The sequence below is a fragment of the Micromonospora sp. L5 genome, assembly GCF_000177655.2.
GTDB classification, from domain to species: Bacteria; Actinomycetota; Actinomycetes; order Mycobacteriales; family Micromonosporaceae; genus Micromonospora; species Micromonospora aurantiaca.
The window spans coordinates 3,637,526-3,655,776 of the sequence record NC_014815.1; the positions used below are offsets into that span (position 1 = coordinate 3,637,526).

Annotated in this window: 21 protein-coding genes and 1 riboswitch; of the genes, 10 read left to right on the forward strand and 11 right to left on the reverse strand. The window is 73.7% G+C overall.

Annotated elements, in window-relative coordinates:
- Nucleotides 1-150: 150 nt before the first annotated feature.
- Complete coding sequence (locus ML5_RS17215) at nt 151-1,326, forward strand: acyltransferase (RefSeq protein ID WP_013475527.1); 1,176 nt, start codon at nt 151-153, stop codon at nt 1,324-1,326.
- A gap of 39 nt (nt 1,327-1,365) precedes the next feature.
- On the opposite strand, the gene ML5_RS17220 is transcribed toward ML5_RS17215, so the two are convergent.
- Entirely contained in the window at nt 1,366-2,199 is an 834-nt protein-coding gene (locus ML5_RS17220) for a DUF4097 family beta strand repeat-containing protein (RefSeq protein ID WP_236619222.1), read from the reverse strand.
- A 102-nt stretch (nt 2,200-2,301) separates the two neighbouring features.
- Between ML5_RS17220 and recO the strand changes: the two genes are divergently transcribed.
- From recO to ML5_RS17240, 4 genes are all read left to right on the forward strand, one after another.
- Entirely contained in the window at nt 2,302-3,174 is an 873-nt protein-coding gene (gene recO, locus ML5_RS17225; RefSeq protein WP_013287962.1) for a DNA repair protein RecO, read from the forward strand.
- A gap of 32 nt (nt 3,175-3,206) precedes the next feature.
- The gene (locus tag ML5_RS17230; RefSeq protein WP_030274649.1) at nt 3,207-3,983 is read left to right on the forward strand and encodes an isoprenyl transferase; all 777 of its coding nucleotides are present in this window, start codon (nt 3,207-3,209) and stop codon (nt 3,981-3,983) included.
- 68 nt (nt 3,984-4,051) lie between these two features.
- Entirely contained in the window at nt 4,052-4,237 is a 186-nt protein-coding gene (locus tag ML5_RS17235; RefSeq protein ID WP_013287960.1) for a hypothetical protein, read from the forward strand.
- A 121-nt stretch (nt 4,238-4,358) separates the two neighbouring features.
- Nucleotides 4,359-4,583: a hypothetical protein gene (locus ML5_RS17240; protein WP_013287959.1), complete on the forward strand. Its 225-nt coding sequence runs from the start codon at nt 4,359-4,361 to the stop codon at nt 4,581-4,583.
- A 27-nt stretch (nt 4,584-4,610) separates the two neighbouring features.
- On the opposite strand, the gene gndA is transcribed toward ML5_RS17240, so the two are convergent.
- Nucleotides 4,611-6,053: an NADP-dependent phosphogluconate dehydrogenase gene (gene gndA, locus ML5_RS17245; protein ID WP_013287958.1), complete on the reverse strand. Its 1,443-nt coding sequence runs from the start codon at nt 6,051-6,053 to the stop codon at nt 4,611-4,613.
- 366 nt (nt 6,054-6,419) lie between these two features.
- On the opposite strand from gndA, the gene ML5_RS17250 reads away from it, so the two are divergent.
- Nucleotides 6,420-6,716, forward strand: coding sequence for a hypothetical protein (locus tag ML5_RS17250; protein ID WP_013475529.1), 297 nt, complete (start codon nt 6,420-6,422; stop codon nt 6,714-6,716).
- A gap of 266 nt (nt 6,717-6,982) precedes the next feature.
- Here ML5_RS17250 and ML5_RS17255 read toward each other — a convergent pair whose 3' ends face one another.
- The 3 genes from ML5_RS17255 to ML5_RS17265 form a co-directional block, all read right to left on the reverse strand.
- Complete coding sequence (locus ML5_RS17255) at nt 6,983-7,783, reverse strand: energy-coupling factor transporter transmembrane protein EcfT (RefSeq protein WP_013475530.1); 801 nt, start codon at nt 7,781-7,783, stop codon at nt 6,983-6,985.
- The gene (locus ML5_RS17260) at nt 7,780-9,213 is read right to left on the reverse strand and encodes an ABC transporter ATP-binding protein (protein WP_013475531.1); all 1,434 of its coding nucleotides are present in this window, start codon (nt 9,211-9,213) and stop codon (nt 7,780-7,782) included. Before ML5_RS17260 ends, ML5_RS17255 begins: the two co-directional genes overlap by 4 nt.
- Nucleotides 9,214-9,309: 96 nt before the next feature.
- Entirely contained in the window at nt 9,310-9,900 is a 591-nt protein-coding gene (locus tag ML5_RS17265) for an ECF transporter S component (protein ID WP_013475532.1), read from the reverse strand.
- A 75-nt stretch (nt 9,901-9,975) separates the two neighbouring features.
- A riboswitch (TPP riboswitch) is annotated at nt 9,976-10,082 on the reverse strand.
- Between the two features lie 76 nt (nt 10,083-10,158).
- Here ML5_RS17265 and ML5_RS17270 point away from each other — a divergent pair.
- The 4 genes from ML5_RS17270 (at nt 10,159) to ML5_RS17285 (ending at nt 14,415) form a co-directional block, all read left to right on the forward strand.
- Entirely contained in the window at nt 10,159-10,995 is an 837-nt protein-coding gene (locus tag ML5_RS17270; protein ID WP_176739780.1) for an alpha/beta fold hydrolase, read from the forward strand.
- Nucleotides 10,992-11,741 carry a sugar isomerase domain-containing protein gene (locus ML5_RS17275; protein WP_013287952.1) on the forward strand — a complete coding sequence of 250 codons (750 nt, stop codon included), beginning with the start codon at nt 10,992-10,994 and terminating at the stop codon, nt 11,739-11,741. Before ML5_RS17270 ends, ML5_RS17275 begins: the two co-directional genes overlap by 4 nt.
- A gap of 91 nt (nt 11,742-11,832) precedes the next feature.
- Entirely contained in the window at nt 11,833-12,333 is a 501-nt protein-coding gene (locus ML5_RS17280; RefSeq protein WP_013287951.1) for a DUF6328 family protein, read from the forward strand.
- A gap of 108 nt (nt 12,334-12,441) precedes the next feature.
- Nucleotides 12,442-14,415, forward strand: a complete 1,974-nt coding sequence (locus tag ML5_RS17285; RefSeq protein ID WP_013475534.1) for an acyl-CoA dehydrogenase family protein — start codon at nt 12,442-12,444, stop codon at nt 14,413-14,415.
- A gap of 57 nt (nt 14,416-14,472) precedes the next feature.
- On the opposite strand, the gene ML5_RS32375 is transcribed toward ML5_RS17285, so the two are convergent.
- Genes ML5_RS32375 through ML5_RS17310 form a run of 6 tightly spaced genes read right to left on the reverse strand, consistent with a single transcriptional unit; the run spans nt 14,473 to nt 18,239 of the window.
- A complete protein-coding gene (locus tag ML5_RS32375; protein ID WP_013475535.1) occupies nt 14,473-14,640 on the reverse strand; it encodes a hypothetical protein in 168 nt (55 codons plus the stop codon).
- 9 nt (nt 14,641-14,649) lie between these two features.
- Nucleotides 14,650-15,255: a hypothetical protein gene (locus ML5_RS17290; protein WP_013287948.1), complete on the reverse strand. Its 606-nt coding sequence runs from the start codon at nt 15,253-15,255 to the stop codon at nt 14,650-14,652.
- Nucleotides 15,256-15,307: 52 nt separating this feature from the next.
- A complete protein-coding gene (locus ML5_RS17295; RefSeq protein WP_013287947.1) occupies nt 15,308-15,610 on the reverse strand; it encodes a metalloregulator ArsR/SmtB family transcription factor in 303 nt (100 codons plus the stop codon).
- Between the two features lie 43 nt (nt 15,611-15,653).
- Nucleotides 15,654-16,529: a metal ABC transporter permease gene (locus tag ML5_RS17300; protein ID WP_013475537.1), complete on the reverse strand. Its 876-nt coding sequence runs from the start codon at nt 16,527-16,529 to the stop codon at nt 15,654-15,656.
- A gap of 1 nt (nt 16,530) precedes the next feature.
- Nucleotides 16,531-17,295 carry a metal ABC transporter ATP-binding protein gene (locus tag ML5_RS17305; RefSeq protein WP_013475538.1) on the reverse strand — a complete coding sequence of 255 codons (765 nt, stop codon included), beginning with the start codon at nt 17,293-17,295 and terminating at the stop codon, nt 16,531-16,533.
- Nucleotides 17,292-18,239 (reverse strand): metal ABC transporter substrate-binding protein, encoded by a 948-nt coding sequence (locus ML5_RS17310; protein WP_013475539.1) that lies wholly within the window; start codon nt 18,237-18,239, stop codon nt 17,292-17,294. The genes ML5_RS17305 and ML5_RS17310 overlap by 4 nt, the downstream gene beginning before the upstream one ends.
- Nucleotides 18,240-18,251 lie beyond the last annotated feature (12 nt).

An 18,251-nucleotide genomic window follows, 5' to 3' on the forward strand; every position in this document is an offset into this window, starting at 1 on the left:
CAGGCGGCCGGGGCGGGCCCCGGGGGTCGGTGATCAGGATCAGCCAGACCTATGGGACATCTCACTTTCCATAGGTGTTCTTGGCTGTTTCACAGCGTCCCGGAGCAGGGTAGGGACCATTGTCTCTGCCCCCGGACCCGCCGTGAGCTGATGCGAAACCGCTATCTGGACCTGCTCCGCTTCCTGGCCATCCTGCGAGTCGTCACCTACCACGTCACCGGCTACGCCACGCTCACGCTGGTGTTTCCGGCGATGTCGGTGATGTTCGCCCTGGCCGGGTCGCTGATGGCGGCGTCACTCGACCGCAGCGGGGTACGCGCGGTCGGGCGCCGGCTGCGCCGCCTCCTGCCGTCGCTGTGGGTGGTGGCCGCGGTCTTCGTGCCGGCCATGCTGCTCACCGGGCTGACGTTCAGCCCGAAGGTGCTGCTCTGGCTCTTCCCGATCAGCGACCCGCCGGCCAACTACTGGGGTGGGCTGGCGCTCAGCCCCATCTGGTACCTGCGGGACTACCTGTGGTTCGTGCTCGCCTCGCCGTTCGTGCTCTGGCTGTTCCGCCGGGCGCCGCTGCCCACGCTCGCCGCCCCGTACCTGCTGCTGGTCGCGATCGAGATCGGCGTCCTGGCGAACCCGCCGACGGTGCTGCGCGAGTTCGGCCTCTACTTCGGCGCCTGGCTGCTCGGCTTCGCCCACCACGACGGGCTGCTGCGCCGGATGCGCAACCGGGTGCTGCTGCCGGTGGCCGCCGCGGTCGGCGCCGCCGGGCTGGCCTGGATCGTCACCCATCCGGGCCCGCGCGGATTCGACATCAACGACATCCCGCTGGGCAACGCGCTCTGGTCGGCCGCGTTCATCCTGGTGGCGATCGGCCGGGCCCCGGCCGGGGTGACCTGGGTCGACCGCGTGCCGGCGCTCGGCCGGGCGGTGACGGTGGTGAACCGGCGTGCGCTGACGATCTACCTCTGGCACATGCCGTTCGTGGTGCTCCTCACCCCGCTCGTCGGCCTGGTCGGCTGGTCGCCGCGCGACCCGGTGGGCCTGTGGCTGCGGGTGGGGCTGGTCTTCGCGCTCGTCGGCTTGGTGACGCTTCTGGTCGGCTGGGCCGAGGACGTCGCAGCCCGGCGTACCCCCGAACTGGTCCCCGGCAGGCCGCGGCGGACCGTGGCCGACCGGGCGGCGGCCGCCCCGGCCAGCCCGGCGCCCGCCGGGGCGGAGGACGCGTTGGTGAGCGTCGGGGCGCGGGTGCCGGCGCCGCGCCGCCCGGCCGAGGACCCCGGCCGGGGCGACGGCGTCCGGGCGGCCCGGCGGGACACGCCCGGCGGCGACTGAGCGGCCACCGGGCGCGGCCCGCCCAGGTGCGCCGTCCGCTCAGCGGGTGCTGACCGTGACGTTGCCGCTGGTGGCGGACGCTTCGAGCTGCACCGACGCGGTCGGGTCGTCGGTGACGCGCACGTCGGTGTCGCCGGACGTCGCGGTGGCGCGCACCCGGTAGCGGCCCGCCGGCACGGCCAGGTCCACGTCTCCGCTCGTGGCGTGCACCCGGGCCGGTGCCGGCTGGTCCAGCTCGACGACGATGTTGCCGGACGTGGTCTCGGCGTCGATCGCGGAGGCGAGCCGGCGGGCCTCGATGTCACCGGAGCGGGCACGCAGCCGCACCGGGCCGGCCGCCTCGACGACCCGGATGTTGCCCGACGTGGTGGAGGCGCGGACCTCGCCGGTGGCGCCCCTGATGGTCAGGTCGCCGGAGCTGAGCGTGAACTCCACCGCGCCGACGTCGCTGAGGTCGACGTTGCCCGAGCCGGTGCCGCCGCGCACCACCACGCCGGGCGGCGCGGTCACCTCCCAGGAGATGCTGCACCGGTGCCCGCAGTCGGTGGGCAGGACGAGTTCGTCGCCCTTGATCTCGTACCGGCTGGTCGGCTCGTCGCCCTGGTAGCGGACCACGCGCTTGATGCGTACCTGGTCGGCGGGGCCGTTCGCCCGGACCACGACGTCGCCGGCGCCGTCGTCGTCCACCGTGATCTTCGTGATCTTCGTCCGCTCGGTCTGGTCGAAGTCGAGGCGGCGGAACGAGAGGGTGTCACACCCGGCGAGGACGATGAGGGTGGTGGCCGCGGTGGCGGCCACCACGCCACGTAGCCGGAAAGCGCCACGTAGCCGGAAAGCGCTGCGTAGCCGGGGAGCGGTGCGGAGCGAAGCCATGGCCAGCACACTAGGTCCGGCCCGACGCCCGGCACATCGGGGATCGCCCGACCGTCCACCCCGAGCCGACCCTGAGATCGCACCCGGAGGGAGAATGGCCTGATGGCCGGGTACCGCCGACAGCTCTACCGCGACGACGCGGTGGTGCTGCGTGTGCAGAAGCTGGGCGAGTCCGACCGCATCATCACGCTGTTCACCCGCCGGCACGGGCGGCTGCGCGCGGTCGCCCGGGGCGTGCGGCGCACCACGAGCCGGTTCGGCGCGCGGCTGGAGCCGTTCGGGCACGTCGACCTCCAGCTCGCCGGTGATCCCAAGGGCAACCAGGGCAGCTCGCTGCACACCGTCAGCCAGGTCGAGGCGATCGAGCTGTACGGCAAGCGGTTCCTCGGCGACTACCCCCGCTACACGGCGGCCAGTGCGATCGCCGAGACCGCCGAGCGACTCACCCCGGTCGAGCGCGAGCCGTCGCTGCGGCTGTTCCAGCTCACCCTCGGCGCGATGAAGTCGCTGGCCCGGGGCGAACACGCCACCACGCTCGTGCTCGACGCGTACCTGCTGCGCGGCATGGCGTTCGCCGGCTGGGCGCCGGCGCTCGCCGCCTGCGCGGTGTGCGGCGAGCCGGGCCGGCACCGCGCGTTCTCCGTACCGGCCGGCGGCGCCGTCTGCCCGGACTGCCGGCCCCCCGGCGCCGCCCACCCCGCGCCCGCCACGCTGGAGCTGATGTCCGCGCTGACCTCCGGCGACTGGGGGTACGCCGACGCCGCAGAGACCGGCGTACGCCGGGAGTGCAGCGGACTGGTCGCGGCGCACCTCCAGTGGCATCTGGAGCGCGCGCTACGCTCGCTGCCGCTGGTCGACCGGGGTGCCCCGGCGGCCGGCGCGGTCCCGTCGCCCGGCGGCGCGGGGCCGGATGTGGTCCCGCCGCGCTCCGGCGCCGGGCCCGTCGCCGGAGTGAACAGGGAGATGACCGAGTGATCCGATCGACGAGGGCGACCCGCCGCGAGCCGGTGCCGCCGACCCCGCACCCCTCCGGCGCCCGTCCGCCGGCGCTGCCGCCCGCCGCGGTGCCCCGGCACGTCGCCATCGTGATGGACGGCAACGGCCGCTGGGCCAAGGAGCGCGGGCTGCCCCGCACCAAGGGGCACGAGCAGGGCGAGCACAGCCTGTTCGACGCCGTCGAGGGCGCGATCGAGATGGGGATCCCCTACCTGTCGGCGTACGCGTTCTCCACCGAGAACTGGCGGCGCTCGCCGGACGAGGTCCGCTTCCTGATGGGCTTCAACAGGGACGTCATCCGCCGCCGCCGCGACCAGCTCGTCGACCTGGGCGTCCGGGTGGTCTGGTCGGGCCGTGCCGGCCGGCTGTGGAAGAGCGTCATCTCCGAGTTGCAGACCGCCGAGGAGATGTCGCGCGGCAACTCGACGCTGACGCTGCAGTTCTGCGTCAACTACGGCGGCCAGGCGGAGATCGCCGACGCCGCCGCCGGGATCGCCCGCGACGTCGCGGCCGGCAGGCTCGACCCGGCCAAGGTGAACGAGAAGACGGTGGCGCGCTACCTCTACCACCCCGAGGTGCCCGAGGTCGACCTGTTCCTGCGCCCCTCCGGCGAGCAGCGCATCTCCAACTTCCTGCTCTGGCAGACCGCGTACGCCGAGCTGGTCTACCTGGACACGCTCTGGCCCGACTTCGACCGCCGTCACCTCTGGTACGCCTGCGAGCTGTACGCCCAGCGCGACCGCCGCTTCGGCGGCGCCCTGCCCAACCCGGTCGCCCCGGGCGCCTGAGGTCACGCTTACCGACGGGCCGCGCTGGGTACCGATACCTCCAGACAGCAAACGCGGAGGTGAACCACATGATTCAGAAGCGGATCGCGCAGTGGGCGGTCATGGCGGTCGCCGTGCCGCTGGCGGCGGCCGGCGCGCGCCGGCTCAGCCACACCCTGGAGGCCCGTCGTGGCCCGTCCGGGGTGAGCCGTCTGCTGACCAAGGGCGCCGACCTGATCCGGCCGCAGAAGGCCAGGCGTCGCCGGTTCTTCTGACCGCGCCGTCCGGCCCGACCGTGACGCCCCGCATCCGGCTTTCCCGCCGGGCGCGGGGCGTTCCGCTCTACGATCGGCGCAGGGCGCGCCGCCGGGTGCGCGCCCACCACGGGGGTGGAGGATGCGCGATCTCCGGTACGAGATGACTGCTGCCCTGGCCGCCGCCGACCTGGTGGAGCCGGCCCGCCGGGACGCGGTGGCCGCACTGTGCGCCGACGTCGCCCAGCGGTGGTGCGCCGACCTCGGGCACACCCCGGCGGTCCGCTCCGGTGAGATCGGCGAACTGGCGTCGGGTGAGCCGGCCGCCGGCTGGGCGCCCGACCCGGACGGTCAGCGGGCCTGGTGAACCGTCCGGCGGGGCTGTCTGCGCGGCTCACGCCTCCACTTCGGAGCGGTCGCCCGCCCAGAGCGTGTGGAACGAGCCGGCCCGGTCCACCCGGTGGTAGGTGTGCGCTCCGAAGTCGTCCCGCAGGCCCTGGATCAGCGCGGCCGGCAGCCGCTGCGCCCGCAGCGCGTCGAAGTAGGCCAGCGACGACCCGAAGGCCGGGGCCGGCACGCCCGCCCGGGCCGCGTCGGCCACCACCCGTCGCCAGGCCGGTACGCCGTCGCTGACCCGCTCGGCGAACCACGGCGCGACGAGCAGCGTCGACAGGTCCGGCTCCGCGTCGTACGCCTCCCGGATCCGGTCCAGGAAACCGGCCCGGATGATGCAGCCGCCCCGCCAGATGGTGGCCGTACCGCCCAGGTCGATGTCCCAGTCGTACTCCCGGCTGCCGGCCCGGATGTGGTCGAACCCCTGCGCGTACGCGACGATCTTGCTGGCGAGCAGTGCGCGGCGCACGTCCTCGACGAACGCGTCCCGGTCGTCCACCTGCCACTTCTCACCCGCGTCGGCGAACACCCGGCGGGCTGCCTCGCGCTGGTCGGCGTGCCCGGACAGCGACCGCGCGAATGTGGCCTCGGCGATGCCGGTGATCGGGATGCCGAGGTCGAGCGCGCTCTGCACGGTCCAGCGGCCGGTGCCCTTCTGCTCGGCCTGGTCGAGCACGATGTCCACGAACGCCTGGCCGGTGGCCGCGTCGGTGTGGCCGAGCACGTCGGCGGTGATCTCGATGAGGAACGACCCCAGCTCGCCGCCGTTCCACTCCCGGAAGATCTCCGCGATCTCCGCCGGGCTCGCCGACAGACCGGCCCGCAACAGGTCGTACGCCTCGGCGATGAGCTGCATGTCGGCGTACTCGATGCCGTTGTGGACCATCTTCACGAAGTGGCCCGCGCCGTCCGGCCCGATGTGCCGGCAGCAGGGCTCACCGTCCACCTGCGCGGCGATCTTCTCGAAGATCGGCCCGAGCTTGCGGTACGACTCGGCCGACCCGCCGGGCATGATGCTCGGACCGAGCAGCGCGCCCTCCTCGCCGCCGGACACTCCGGTGCCGACGAAGTGCAGCCCGTGCGCGCGCAGCGCCTCCTCCCGGCGGCGGGTGTCGGCGAAGTGCGCGTTGCCGCAGTCGACGACGATGTCGCCCTCCTCCAGCAGCGGGACCAGTTCGTCGATCACCGCGTCGGTGGGCGCGCCGGCCTTCACCATCACGATCACCGCGCGGGGCCGCTCCAGCGAGCCGACGAAGTCCGCGAGCGACTCCGACGGCACGAACGTGCCCTCGTCGCCGTGCTCGGCGACCAGGCTCCGGGTACGTTCCGGCGACCGGTTGTGCACCGCCACGGCGAAGCCGTTGCGGGCCAGGTTCCGGGCCAGGTTGCGGCCCATCACCGCCAGACCGGTGACCCCGATCTGCGCCGTCGCCTGCTCTGCCATGCGTACCGCCACCTCTCGTTCGTGCTGCCGTTCTGCGACCGTATCGCGGTCGCCGGGGGAGCGGGCCGGGACGTCGACAGGGCGTGATCGCCGGGTGGCCGTGCGTCTCGCGCGGGCGCGTTCGCGTTCTCTCCCGGTAAATCGGGTGCGGGTCTCCGGGCGGCGGGATAGCGTTGCCGCATGCGTAAGTGACGCCCCACCTCCGAGCCCGGTCCACCGCCGCCAGTGCCGTGGACCCGTCCTGCTCCGGGCGTCCGCATTCCTTCCCCGCCACCGTCGGTCGCGGTGTCTGTCGTGATCGGAACGCACCGGAGCCCCCGCTCGGCGCGTCCCGGTCGGCGCGCCCGCACGACAGGAGGCCCGCGAATGCCCGCGAAGCGCAATCCGAAGAAGTCCCGCAAGCAGTCGTCGCCGCAGGTGACCCCGCCGAAGCTCGACGCGCTCACGGTGACGCCACCCGCGGTGGTGCTCCCCACGGAGCCGGTGGCGTCCGCCGTGCCCCCGGACACGGTGCCGCCCTCGGAGTCCCTGGAGACCCCGGTCCTGCCGGGCGCATCCGCGACGCCGCCCCGGTCCGGCCCACCGGCAGGGCGGCAGGCCCGGATCACCGGGCGTAGTCAGCGCGCCGGCCAGACCCGGTTCTACGCCTTCCGCCGCAGCTGACCGACAGCCCTTTCCCGGTCAGCCGCTCACCGGGCAGGCCCCTCATCGGGGGCCTGCCCGGGCGTCCCCCGGAGATCTTGGACGATTCCGGCCCCTAGAGGCGCCATCCCGTACCAAGATCTCCCCCAGCCCCGTCGATCATGAAGTTGGCGGCGACAAAACGGGCAACCGGTGCCGTCAACTTCATGATCAACGGGGCGAGGGTGGGCGGGGCGAGGGCGGGCGGGGGAGGGCGGCGGGGACGGGGAGGCGGGGCGGGCCCGGGGTCAGCCGATCAAGGGGCGGAAGGTGCCCAGGGCGATGCTTGTGGCCAGGGCACCGCCGGCCAGCAGCGCGGCGCCCGCCACGAGCAGGGCGTCGGCGCGGGTGAAGCGCTGCGGGCGGGCCACGGTGCGCGGCGGACCCGCGTCGAAGCCCCGGGCGTCCATCGCCACGGCCAGCCGGGTACCCCGCCGGATCGCGCCCACCAGCAGCGTGAACGCGGTGGACGCGAACAGCCGCAGCTTCGCCACCGGGTTGCGGCCGGCGTCCACGCCGCGGGCCCGGCGGGCCATGCTGATCATCCGCCACTCCTGTTCCAGCAGCGGCACCATCCGGAACGCGGCGAGCGCCCCGATGGCGAACCGGGCGGGCGTCTTCGCGTTCTGGATCAACGCGTCGGCCAGGTCCGTCGGGTCGGTGGTGGCGAACACGACGATGCCGGGCAGCGCCACGGCGAGCATCCGCAGCACCAGGCCCAGCGCGGTGACGAGAACGCCCTCGGTGACCAGGACCGGACCGGCCTCGACCAGCACCCGGCCGGAGCGGTCGGCCGCGAAGAGCACCAGCGTGATCAGGATGCCGGCGGCACCGGCGAGCAGCGGCCAGGCCCGGCGGGCCAGCACCCGGTAGCGGACCCCGAACAGCGGCAGCACCGCGAGTTCGACGGCGATGGCGATGGCCGGTGCGACCGGGTCGAGCGTCGCCACCAGGATCAGCGTGAAGACCACAGCGGCGGCCAGCTTCGCCACCGGGTTGCGCCGGGCCAGCGGGGCGCCGGGTGCGGCGACCGGTTCGAGGCCGATCACGTGGCCACCCCGTCGGGGGAGCGGTGCAGGGTGAGCGTCGTGTCGGCCAGCGCGGCGACGAAGTCCTCGTCGTGGGTCACCGCGACCACGCCGTGCCCGGCGTCGCGCAGCTCGGCGAGCAGGTCGACCAGCTCCAGCCAGGTCCGCCGGTCCTGGCCGAACGTGGGCTCGTCGCAGATGAGCAGGCGGGGCGCGGTGGCCAGGGCCGTCGCCACACTCAGCCGCCGCGCCTCCCCACCGGAGAGGGTGTACGGGTTGGCGCCGGCCAGCCGGTCCAGCCGCAACCGGTGCAGCAGCTCGTCGACGGTGGCGGTCACCGCCGACTCGGGCCGGCCGGTGCGGCGCGGGCCGAGCGCCAGCTCGTCGCGGACCGTGGCGGTGACGAACTGGTGTTCCGGGTCCTGGAACACCGAACCGATCCGGCGTACCAGCGCGGGTGCCCGCCAGCGGTGCGGGGGAGTACGCGCGTCCCGCCCGGCGAGTTCCGCCGACGCGGTGACGGCGCCCGTGCCGGGCTTCAGCAGGCCACCCAGGAGCAGCGCCAGTGTGGACTTGCCGGCGCCGTTGGGGCCGAGGACGGCGAGCGCCTCGCCGGCGCGTACCCGGAGATCGGTGGGGTCGAGCCGGGGCGGCAGGCCGAGCCGCTTCGCGGTGAGCAGCACGTCGCCGGGCGGCGTGGTGGCGTGCCGGGGTGGCGCGACGTGGCCGGGTACCCAGACCCCGGCGGCGGCCAGCGCGTCGCCGTGCGCGGCGAAGACCGCCTCGGGCGGCCCGTCGGCGCGCACCCCGCCGCCGGGTTCCAGCACGACGACGCGGTCGACCAGCGGCAGTGCCTCGGTGACCCGGTGCTCGACCAGGACCATCGTGGTGTCCGGGTCGAGCGCGTTCGCGACGGCGCGGCGGATCAGGGTGGCGCCGGCCGGGTCGAGGTTGGCGGTGGGCTCGTCGAGCAGCAGCAGCCCGGGGCGCAGCGCGAGCGTGCCGGCCAGCGCCAGCCGCTGCTGCTCGCCGCCGCTGAGCGCTGCGGTGGGGCGGTCCCTGTCGTACGGGAAGCCGACCCGGTGCAGCGCCTCGTCGACGCGGGGCCAGATCTCCCCGGCGGGTACGCCACGGTTCTCCAGCCCGAACGCCACGTCGTCGCCGGAGCGGGCCATCACGAGCTGGGTCTCCGGGTCCTGGAAGACGATGCCGACGCGCTCGCGGGCCTTGCGCGGGTCCAGCCCGTCGATCTCGACGGTGCCCTCCTGTTCGCCGGAGTCCTCCGGCAGCAGCCCGGCCAGCGCGGCCAGCAGCGTGCTCTTACCGGCGCCGGAGGGTCCGAGCAGCAGCACCCGCTCGCCGCTCTCCACGCGCAGATCCACCCCGCGCAGAGCCCAGCGTTTCCGTCCCCCGTGCCGCCACCCGAACCCCCGCAGCACCACCCCGCTCACCGCCCACCCACCCCCTCTTCTCCGTCGATCATGAGGTTGACGGCGATGACGGGTGCCGAAACGGCCGCCAACTTCATGATCGACACGATGGAGGCGTCAGACCAGGGCTCGGTCGCGGCCGGCGGGGAAGCGGTCCAGGACGCCGGTGTTCGCCAGCGCGCGGGTGAGGACGTGCGCGCCGAGACCGGCGACGATCGTGGCGCTGACGATCGTGATCAGCGCGTACGGGAGGCGGTAGGAGGCGAAGTCGAACGCCTTGTTCCAGTAGACGAAGTCGAAGATCGCCGCGCCGAGGCCGGTCAGCGCGCCGGCCAGCACCGCCACCGGCAGGCGGAACGAGCGGTACCGGAACGCGGCGAAGGCCAGCTCGGCGCCGATGCCCTGCATCAGCCCTTGGAGGATCACGATGCTCGCCCACTGGCTGCCCAGCAGGGCGGAGATGATCGCGGCCACCGTCTCGCAGTACAGCGCGGCGCCCGGCTTGCGGATGATCAGGCCGGCGAGCACCGCCGGGATCAGCCACACGCCGTAGAGCACGGCCTGGGCCGGCGGGAAGAACGCGAACGCCGCGTCGGTGGCGCTCCAGAGCAGGCCCCAGGCCCAGAAGACGACGCCGAAGGCGACGGCGATGACCGAGGCGACGACGATGTCGACGGTACGCCAGCGGTTGCTGTCGGTGTGGTTCACGGTTGGCTCCCAGTTCGTCGAGGTGAACCAGGAGAAGACGCACGCCGCGCCCGGTGGTCACCGGACGGCGACGCGGCTGGAGGTCGACCGAACTCCCTGCGCTGGCATTACCCAGATCAGGTTCGAGGGTCTGCGGGCACCGGCCCGCACTCTCAGCGCTGTGCGCTCCCCTGTCGGATGTGAAGTTGTCTCGTCGCAGACGCTAGCACCGACCACGGGCCCCGGCCCAGCAGGGCGAGTGTCGGTATGGTGGCGATCATGCTGGTGGATGCGCGGGGACTGACGTTCGAGGTACGCGCCGGCGGCCCCGAGGACGGTGACCCGGTCCTGTTGCTGCACGGCTTCCCGCAGCACTCCGGTGAGTGGGACGCGGTCACGCCCGCGCTGCACGCCGCCGGGCTGCGCACGTACGCGCTCGACCAGCGCGGCTACTCGCCCGGCGCGCGTCCGGCCGACGTCGGGGCGTACCGGATTCCGGAGCTGGTGGCCGACGCGGCCGCGGTGCTCGACGCACTCGGGGTGACCGGCGCGCACGTGGTCGGCCACGACTGGGGCGCGATCGTGGCGTGGGGGCTGGCGGCGGCGCACCCGGAGCGGGTGCGGACGCTGACCGCGGTGTCGGTGCCGCACCCGGCCGCGATGGGCCACGCGCTCGCCACCGACCCGCGGCAGAAGGCCAAGTCCGCCTACATCGCGTTGTTCCGCAAGCCCGGTACGGCGGAGAAGGTGCTGCTGGCGTGGAACGGCGCCACGCTGCGCAAGCTGCTGAGCGGAGTGGGCGACGCCGACGTGGTGGCCCGGTACGCCGAGCCGATGCGCGAGCCGGGCGCGCTGACGGCGGCGCTGAACTGGTACCGCGCGATGACCGGTGCGGACATGAAGGCGGTCGCCCCGGTCGGGGTGCCGACCACGTTCGTGTGGAGCGACAAGGACGTGGCGATCGGCCGGACGGCCGCGCAGGCGTGCGCCGCGCACGTCACCGGTGACTACCGGTTCGTGACGCTGTCCGGCGTCAGCCACTGGATCCCGGACGAGGCGCCCGGCCCGCTGGCCGAGGCGATCCTCGCCCGATGCGCGGGAACGGAGGAGGCATGACGGTGAGCGCCGAGGCGTACCTGGCGGTGGTGACCGAGACGATCGGCCGGGTCGCCGCCGAGCAGCGGCAGAACGTGGCCGACGCGGCCGACCTGATCGCGGCGGCGCTGCGCGCCGACGGTGTGGTGCACGCGTTCGGCACCGGGCACTCCGAGGCGCTGGCCATGGAGATCGCCGGCCGGGCCGGCGGGCTGGTGCCCACCAACCGGATCGCGTTGCGTGACCTGGTGCTGATCGGCGGCGACCCGGCCGACGTGCTCGGCCCGAAGCTGGAACGCGACCCGGCGGTGGCGCACCGCCTCTACGAGCTGGCGCCGATCCGGCCGCAGGACGTGTTCGTGCTGGCCTCGAACTCGGGCGTGAACGGGGCGATGGTCGAGTTCGCGTCCATCGTGAAGGAACGCGGGCACGGCCTGGTGGCGATCACGTCGGCACAGCACTCGGCGCGGATGACCTCGCGGCACCCGTCCGGCCGCAAGCTGGCCGACTTCGCCGACGTGGTGCTGGACAACGGCGCCCCGTACGGCGACGCCACGCTGCCGCTGCCGGGCGGCGGCGCGGTCGGCGCGGTCTCCTCGATCACCGCGGCGCTGCTCGCCCAGCAGATCGTCGCCGAGGTGGTGGCCCGGCTGGTCGCGGCGGGGCAGCGCCCGCCGGTCTACCTGTCCGCGAACATCACCGGCGGCGACGAGCACAACGCCGAGCTGGAGGCACGGTACGCGGGCCGGATCCGCCGCGGTTCCTGAACCGGTTTCGTGATCATCCGTACGGGGCACAGGCGGTCCTGCCGGTGGGCGTTCACCCGCCGGCCGTGCCGTCTCCCGGGGAGGTCCGCGAGTGTCCAAGGAATCCGAGAAGCAGCGCTGGCAGCGCAACTTCGCCGATCTGTTGCAGGAGCTGCGGGTCGCGCAGACCGGCGTGCAGATTCTCTTCGCCTTCCTGCTGACGCTGCCGTTCAGCAACGGGTTCGGCCGGACCACGGAGTTCCAGCGCGACGTCTACATCGTGGCGCTGCTGACCGCCGCCGCGTCCGCCGCGATGATCATTTCTCCGGTCGCGTTCCACCGGGCGCTGTTCCGGCAGGGGCGTAAGCCGGAGCTGGTCCGGTTCGCCCACCGGATGGCCACCGGCGGCCTGTTCTTCATGCTGATCGCGATGGTCAGCTCGGTCCTGCTGGTCACCGACTTCGTGCTGGACCGGCCGATCGCGTTCCTGCTCAGCGCGCTCACCGGCCTCTGGTTCCTGATCTTCTGGGCCATCCTGCCGTTCAGCCGGCGCAACTGGGGTGAGGACGACATCGACGACGAGGACGACAACCCGCAGACGCTCACCGACTGACCGTCCGCCAAATCGGACGTGCACGCAGCGCTACCCCTGGGTAACACCCGGGGGTAGCGTCGTTTTCGTCGAACGCGTCGACGCAGCCGGACCGACGAGGAGGCAGCCGTGACCACGACACAGAACAGCCGGCCCGAGTCACCAGACGGCGCGGGGCCGCTGCCCGCCGAGGCGGGCCAGGTCTCCGAGAAGGAGGCCCGGCAGGTCGCCGAGGCCGCCCGCGAGTCGGCCTGGGACCGGCCCAGCTTCGGCAAGGAACTGTTCCTCGGCCGCTTCCGGCTCGACCTGATCGACCCGTGGCCCCGCCCCGATCCGGCCGAGGTGGCCCGCGCCGACGAGTTCCTCGGCTCGCTGCGCGCGTACCTGACGTCCGAGGTGGACGGCGAGGCGATCGAGCGGGACGCGCGCATCCCCGACGAGGTGTTCCACGGCCTGGCCGGGCTCGGCACGTTCGGCATGAAGATCGACCGTAAGTACGGCGGGCTGGGTCTGAGCAACCTGCACTACTGCCGGGCGCTGATGCTCGTCGGCTCGGTGAACCCGGCGGTCAGCGCGCTGCTCTCCGCGCACCAGTCGATCGGCGTGCCGCAGCCGCTGAAGATGTTCGGCACGCCCGAGCAGAAGGAACGGTTCCTGCCCCGGCTCGCCGCCGGTGAGGTCTCCGCGTTCCTGCTCACCGAGCCGGACGTCGGCTCCGACCCGGCCCGGCTCGCCACCACCGCCGAGCCGACCGCGGACGGCACCGGCTACCGGCTCAACGGGGTGAAGCTCTGGGCCACCAACGGCACGCTCGCCACGCTGCTGGTGGTGATGGCCCGGGTGCCGGCCGGCGAGGGGCGGCGCGGCGGCATCACCGCGTTCGTGGTGGAGGGCGACAGCGACGGCATCACCGTGGAGCGGCGCAACTCCTTCGTCGGGTTGCGCGGCCTGGAGAACAGCCTCACCCGGTTCCACGACGTGTTCGTGCCGAAGGAGAACGTGATCGGCGGTGAGGGCAAGGGCCTCAAGATCGCGCTGACCACGTTGAACACCGGCCGGCTCTCGCTGCCTGCCATGTGCGTCGGAGCCGGGAAGTGGGCGCTCAACGTGGCCCGCGAGTGGGCGGCGGACCGGGTCCAGTGGGGCCGCCCGGTGGGCGAGCACGAGGCGGTGGCAAAGAAGCTGGCCTTCATCGCCGCCACCACGTACGGCATGGAGTCCATGCTCGACCTGTCCTGCATGCTCGCCGACGACGACCGCAACGACATCCGGATCGAGGCGGCGCTGGTCAAGCTCTATGCCAGCGAGATGGCCTGGCGGATCGCCGACGAGCTGATCCAGATCCGCGGTGGCCGCGGCTACGAGACGGCCGACTCGCTCGCAGCCCGGGGGGAACGGCCGGCCGCTGTCGAGCAGCTCCTGCGCGACCTGCGGATCAACCGGATCTTCGAGGGCTCCACCGAGATCATGCACCTGCTGATCGCCCGCGAGGCGGTCGACGCGCACCTGTCCGTCGCGGGCGACATCATCGACCCCGACGCCGGGCTGGGCCGCAAGGCGAAGGCGGGCGCGCGGGCCGGCGCCTTCTACGCGAGGTGGCTGCCCACGCTCGCCGTCGGCAAGGGGCAGACGCCCGGGGCGTACCAGGAGTTCGGGCCGCTGGCCGGGCACCTGCGCCACGTCGAGCGGTCCTCCCGCAAGCTGGCCCGGTCGACGTTCTACGCGATGTCCCGCTGGCAGGGGAAGATGGAGCGCAAGCAGGCGTTCCTCGGCCGGGTGGTGGACATCGGCGCGGAGCTGTTCGCGATGAGCGCGGTCTGCGTCCGGGCCTACGCCGAGCGGGACGCGCACCCGGAGAACGTCGAGCTGGCCGACCTGTTCTGCCGTCAGGCGCGGCTGCGCGTCGACGAGCTGTTCACCGGCCTGTGGTCGAACACCGACTCGGTCGACGTGGCCGCCGCCAAGCGGATCGTCGCCGGCCGGTACGCCTCGGTGGAGGAGGGTGTCGTCACCCCGCCCGCCGACCTGCCCTGGGTGGCCCGCTGGGAGCCGGGGCCGTCCACCGAGCAGGACGTACGCCGTCGCATCCCGCCCGCCGGCTGACCGGACCACCAGGCGGCCGTGCCGCCCGGACGGCCGCCGAGCGCGGCCGCCGGGCGGTCAGCGCGCGATCGCCCAGGCCAGGATGCCGGCCAGGATCAGGCCGTTGAGGCCGGCCAGCACCAGGTACGCCGACGGCGAGATCTTGCGGCCCTTGCGGACGAAACTCACCAGCACGCCGGCGTACCCCAGCAGCAGCACGGCGACGACGATCAGGAAGTACAGCACCGGCACACCTTACCGGCCGCCACGCAGCCCCAGTTCGCGCAGCTCCAGCGCGGCGAGCGCGTCGACAGTCGCGTCGTCGCCGCGCCGCCACGCCTCGGCGACGTCGGGCGCGATCCGGGTCAGCTTCGACAGCGGCTGACCGGCCAGCGCGCGCAGCGCCAGCAGGTCCCGGCCGGCCGGGACGCCCGCCAGTGCCTTCGCCGCGCCGGCCCGGCGCATCCAGCGCAGGCGCAGCGGCAGCCAGCCGAACAGCACCAGGCCGAGCGGGAACACCAGCACCGCGACGGTCAGCCCGAGCGCGAGCTGCCCGACCAGCTCCTGCTGGTCGCGGCCCGCCTCGGCGACCGAGCGGGCGGCGTCGGCGGCCCGGGTGAACGGCGCGGTCAGCTCGTCGCCGACGATCGGCACCCGGCCGACCTTGCCGCCGGCGTCGGCCAGGTTGTCGGCGAGTCCGCCGCCGGCCCCCTCCAGCTTCTGCCCCGGTACGGCGAGCTTCTCGACCACGTCGTGCAGCCACAGCGCGAAGCGGATCGCCGCGTACACCCAGACGACCACGAGCAGGTCGGTGAGGAACTGGCGGACGGCGGTGGGAAAACGGTCGGCGTAGATCTTCACGCCGGACAGCGTCCCACGGCAGGGGCGCGTCGGCACGTGGCCGATTTCCCGCTCAGTGCGACCCTTCACCGGCGTGACTGACCGCGTCCGCCACGATGTGCGCGACGTGGTCGTCGACCAGCGCGTACGCGATCTCCCGGCCGCGCCGCGACCCGCGCACCACCCCGGCGCCCCGCAGCACCCGCAGGTGCTGGGAGACCAGCGGCTGCGGCGCGCCGAGCTTCTCGACCAGCTCGTGCACGCAGCGTTCGCCCTCGGCCAGCTCGCTGACGATCGCGAGCCGGATCGGGGCCGAGAGCGCGCGCAGCAGGTCACCCGCACCCTCGAAGGCGTCGTACCCGTTCGTGCCGGTCACCCTGTAACGGTAACCAATCCCAGCTGCGCCGGCGGGTAGGGCCTCACCGCAGCAGCACCTCGTGCTCGACCGGCTCGGACGGGGGCGTGGCCCGGTCGGCCCGCACCCGCCGCCGCAGCGCCCGCAGACCGGCCGCCGCCAGCGCGACCAGCAGGAACGAGCCGATCGCCACGAGCACCACCGATGCGCCGGGCGCGGTGTCGGCGGTCGCGGCCACCCAGACCCCGGTGCCGGCGGCGAACAGGCCCAGCGCCATGGCCGCCGTCATGGTGGAGCGGAAGCCCCGGGTCACCTGCTGCGCGGTCGCCACCGGCACCACCATCAGCGCGCTGATCAGCAGCACCCCGACCGCCCGCATGGCGATGGTCACCGTGACCGCGGTGCCGACCGCGATGAGCAGGTTCAGCGCCCGCACCGGCAGGCCGGACACCCGGGCGTACTCCTCGTCGTGGCAGACCGCGAACAGCGCCTGGCGCAGCACCAGCATGGTCACCAGCAGCACCGCGCCGAGCACCCCGATGGTGATCAGGTCGGTGCGGGAGGTGGTGGTCAGCGACCCGAACAGGTACGCGTTGAGCGACCCGCTGCTGGCGTCGGACAGCCCGACCAGCATCACGCCACCGGCGATGCCGCCGTAGAACAGCAACGCCAGCGCCAGGTCGCCGGAGGTGCGCCCGTACGCGCGGACCAGCTCGATCACGACCGCGCCGAGCGTCGCGGCGATCACCGCCACCAGCACGGGGGAGCGGTTGAGCAGCAGTCCCGCGCCGACGCCGGTGAGCGCCACGTGCCCGAGCCCGTCACCGATCAACGCCAGCCGGCGCTGCACCAGGTAGATGCCGAGCGCCGGGGCGGCCAGCCCGATGATCAGCGCGCCGACCAGGGCGCGGAGCATGAAGTCGTACTGAAAGAGATCCATCTCAGATGCCTGTCCAGAGCCGGGCGGGCTCCTCGTCGCAGTGCGGGTGCACGTGCTCGTGGTCCGGGTCGGCGTGGTGGCCGGCCGGTTCGGGCACCGCGCCGTCGTGGGCGATCCCGCCCTGGTGCACCACCACGGCCCGGCTGATCAGCGGGCGCAGCGGGCCCAGCTCGTGCGCGACGAGCAGGACCGTGCCGCCGCCGTCGCGGAACGCGCGCAGCGCCCCGGCGAACGCCTCCTGGCTCGCAGCGTCCACCCCGGCGGTCGGCTCGTCCAGCACCAGCAGCTCCGGCCCGCCGGCCAGCGCGCGGGCGATCAGGGTGCGCTGCTGCTGGCCGCCGGAGAGCGTGGACACCGGCTCACCGGCCCGGTCGGCGAGCCCGACCGCGTCCAGTGCCGCCGCCACCGCCTCCCGGTCCGCCCGCCCGGAGGGACGCAGCACGCCCCGGCGGGCCAGCCGCCCGGACGCCACCACCTCGCGCACGGTGGCTGGTACTCCGCTGCCCGCGCCGAGCCGCTGCGGCACGTACCCGATGCGGTGCCACTGCCGGAAGCGGCGCTGCGGCGTGCCGAACAGGGCGACCGACCCGGCGCCGACCGGCACCAGGCCGAGCGCGGCGCGCACGAGCGTCGACTTGCCGGAGCCGTTGGCGCCGAGCACGGCGACCACCTCGCCGGCGGTCACTGTCAACGAGACGTCCCGCAGCACCGGGCGGCCGTCGTAGCCGACTGTGGCGTGCGCGATCTCGATCACGGGTGAGGTCATGAACAGTCCAGAGCGGTTCGCAGGGTCTGCAGGTTGGTGCGCATCGCGGAGAGGTAGTCGCCGTCGGCGGGCGGGCCCTCCAGCGGGTCCAGGACGGCCGTCTTCGCCCCGACCTCACGCGCGATCGTCTCGGCGACCTTCGGGCTGACCAGGGTCTCGAAGAAGATCGTGCCGGCCTGGTGCTCCCGGGCCTCCTCGGCGACCTCGGCGAGGCGCTTCGGGGACGGCTCGGACTCCGGGGTGAGCCCGCTGATGCCGATCTGTTCCAGCTGGTAGCGCTCGGTCAGGTAGCCGAACGCGGTGTGGCTGGTGACGATCTCCCGGCGCTGGCAGGTGCGCAGGCCGTCGGCGTACTCGGTGTCCAGCTTCGTCAGCTCGGTGCGCAGCGCGCCGGCGCGGGCGGTGTAGTCGGCGGCGTGGTCCGGGTCGGCCTTGCCGAGGCGCTCGGCGAGCTTGTCGCCGATGGTGGCCAGCCGGGTCGGGTCGAGCCAGACGTGCGGGTCCTTGCCGCCGCCCTCCTCGGCGTGCCCGGCCTCGCCCTCGTGATCGTGGTCGTGGCCACCGGCGGCCGCGTCCCGCAGCGGCGTCACGCCCGCCACGTCGAACGCGCGGTCGCCGCCGTTCTGCTCCACCGCCTCGTCCACCGCCGGCTGGAAGCCGCTGAGGTAGACGACCACGTCGGCGTCGACGACCTGGCCGACCTGCCGCGGGTTGAGTTCCAGGTCGTGCGGCTCGGCGCCGGGCTTGGTCAGGTTGCTGACCGCGACCGTGTCGCCGCCGATCCGCTCGGCCAGGAACTGGAGCGGGTAGAACGCGGCCACCACGTCGACCCTGCCCGGCTCGCTCGCGCCGCCTGTGCCGTCCGCGCAGGCGGTCAGGCCGGCGGCGGCGAGCAGGGCGGCGGCTGCGGCGGTCAGGATACGGCGAGGTGTACGAACGGTCATGGGCTCAACTGT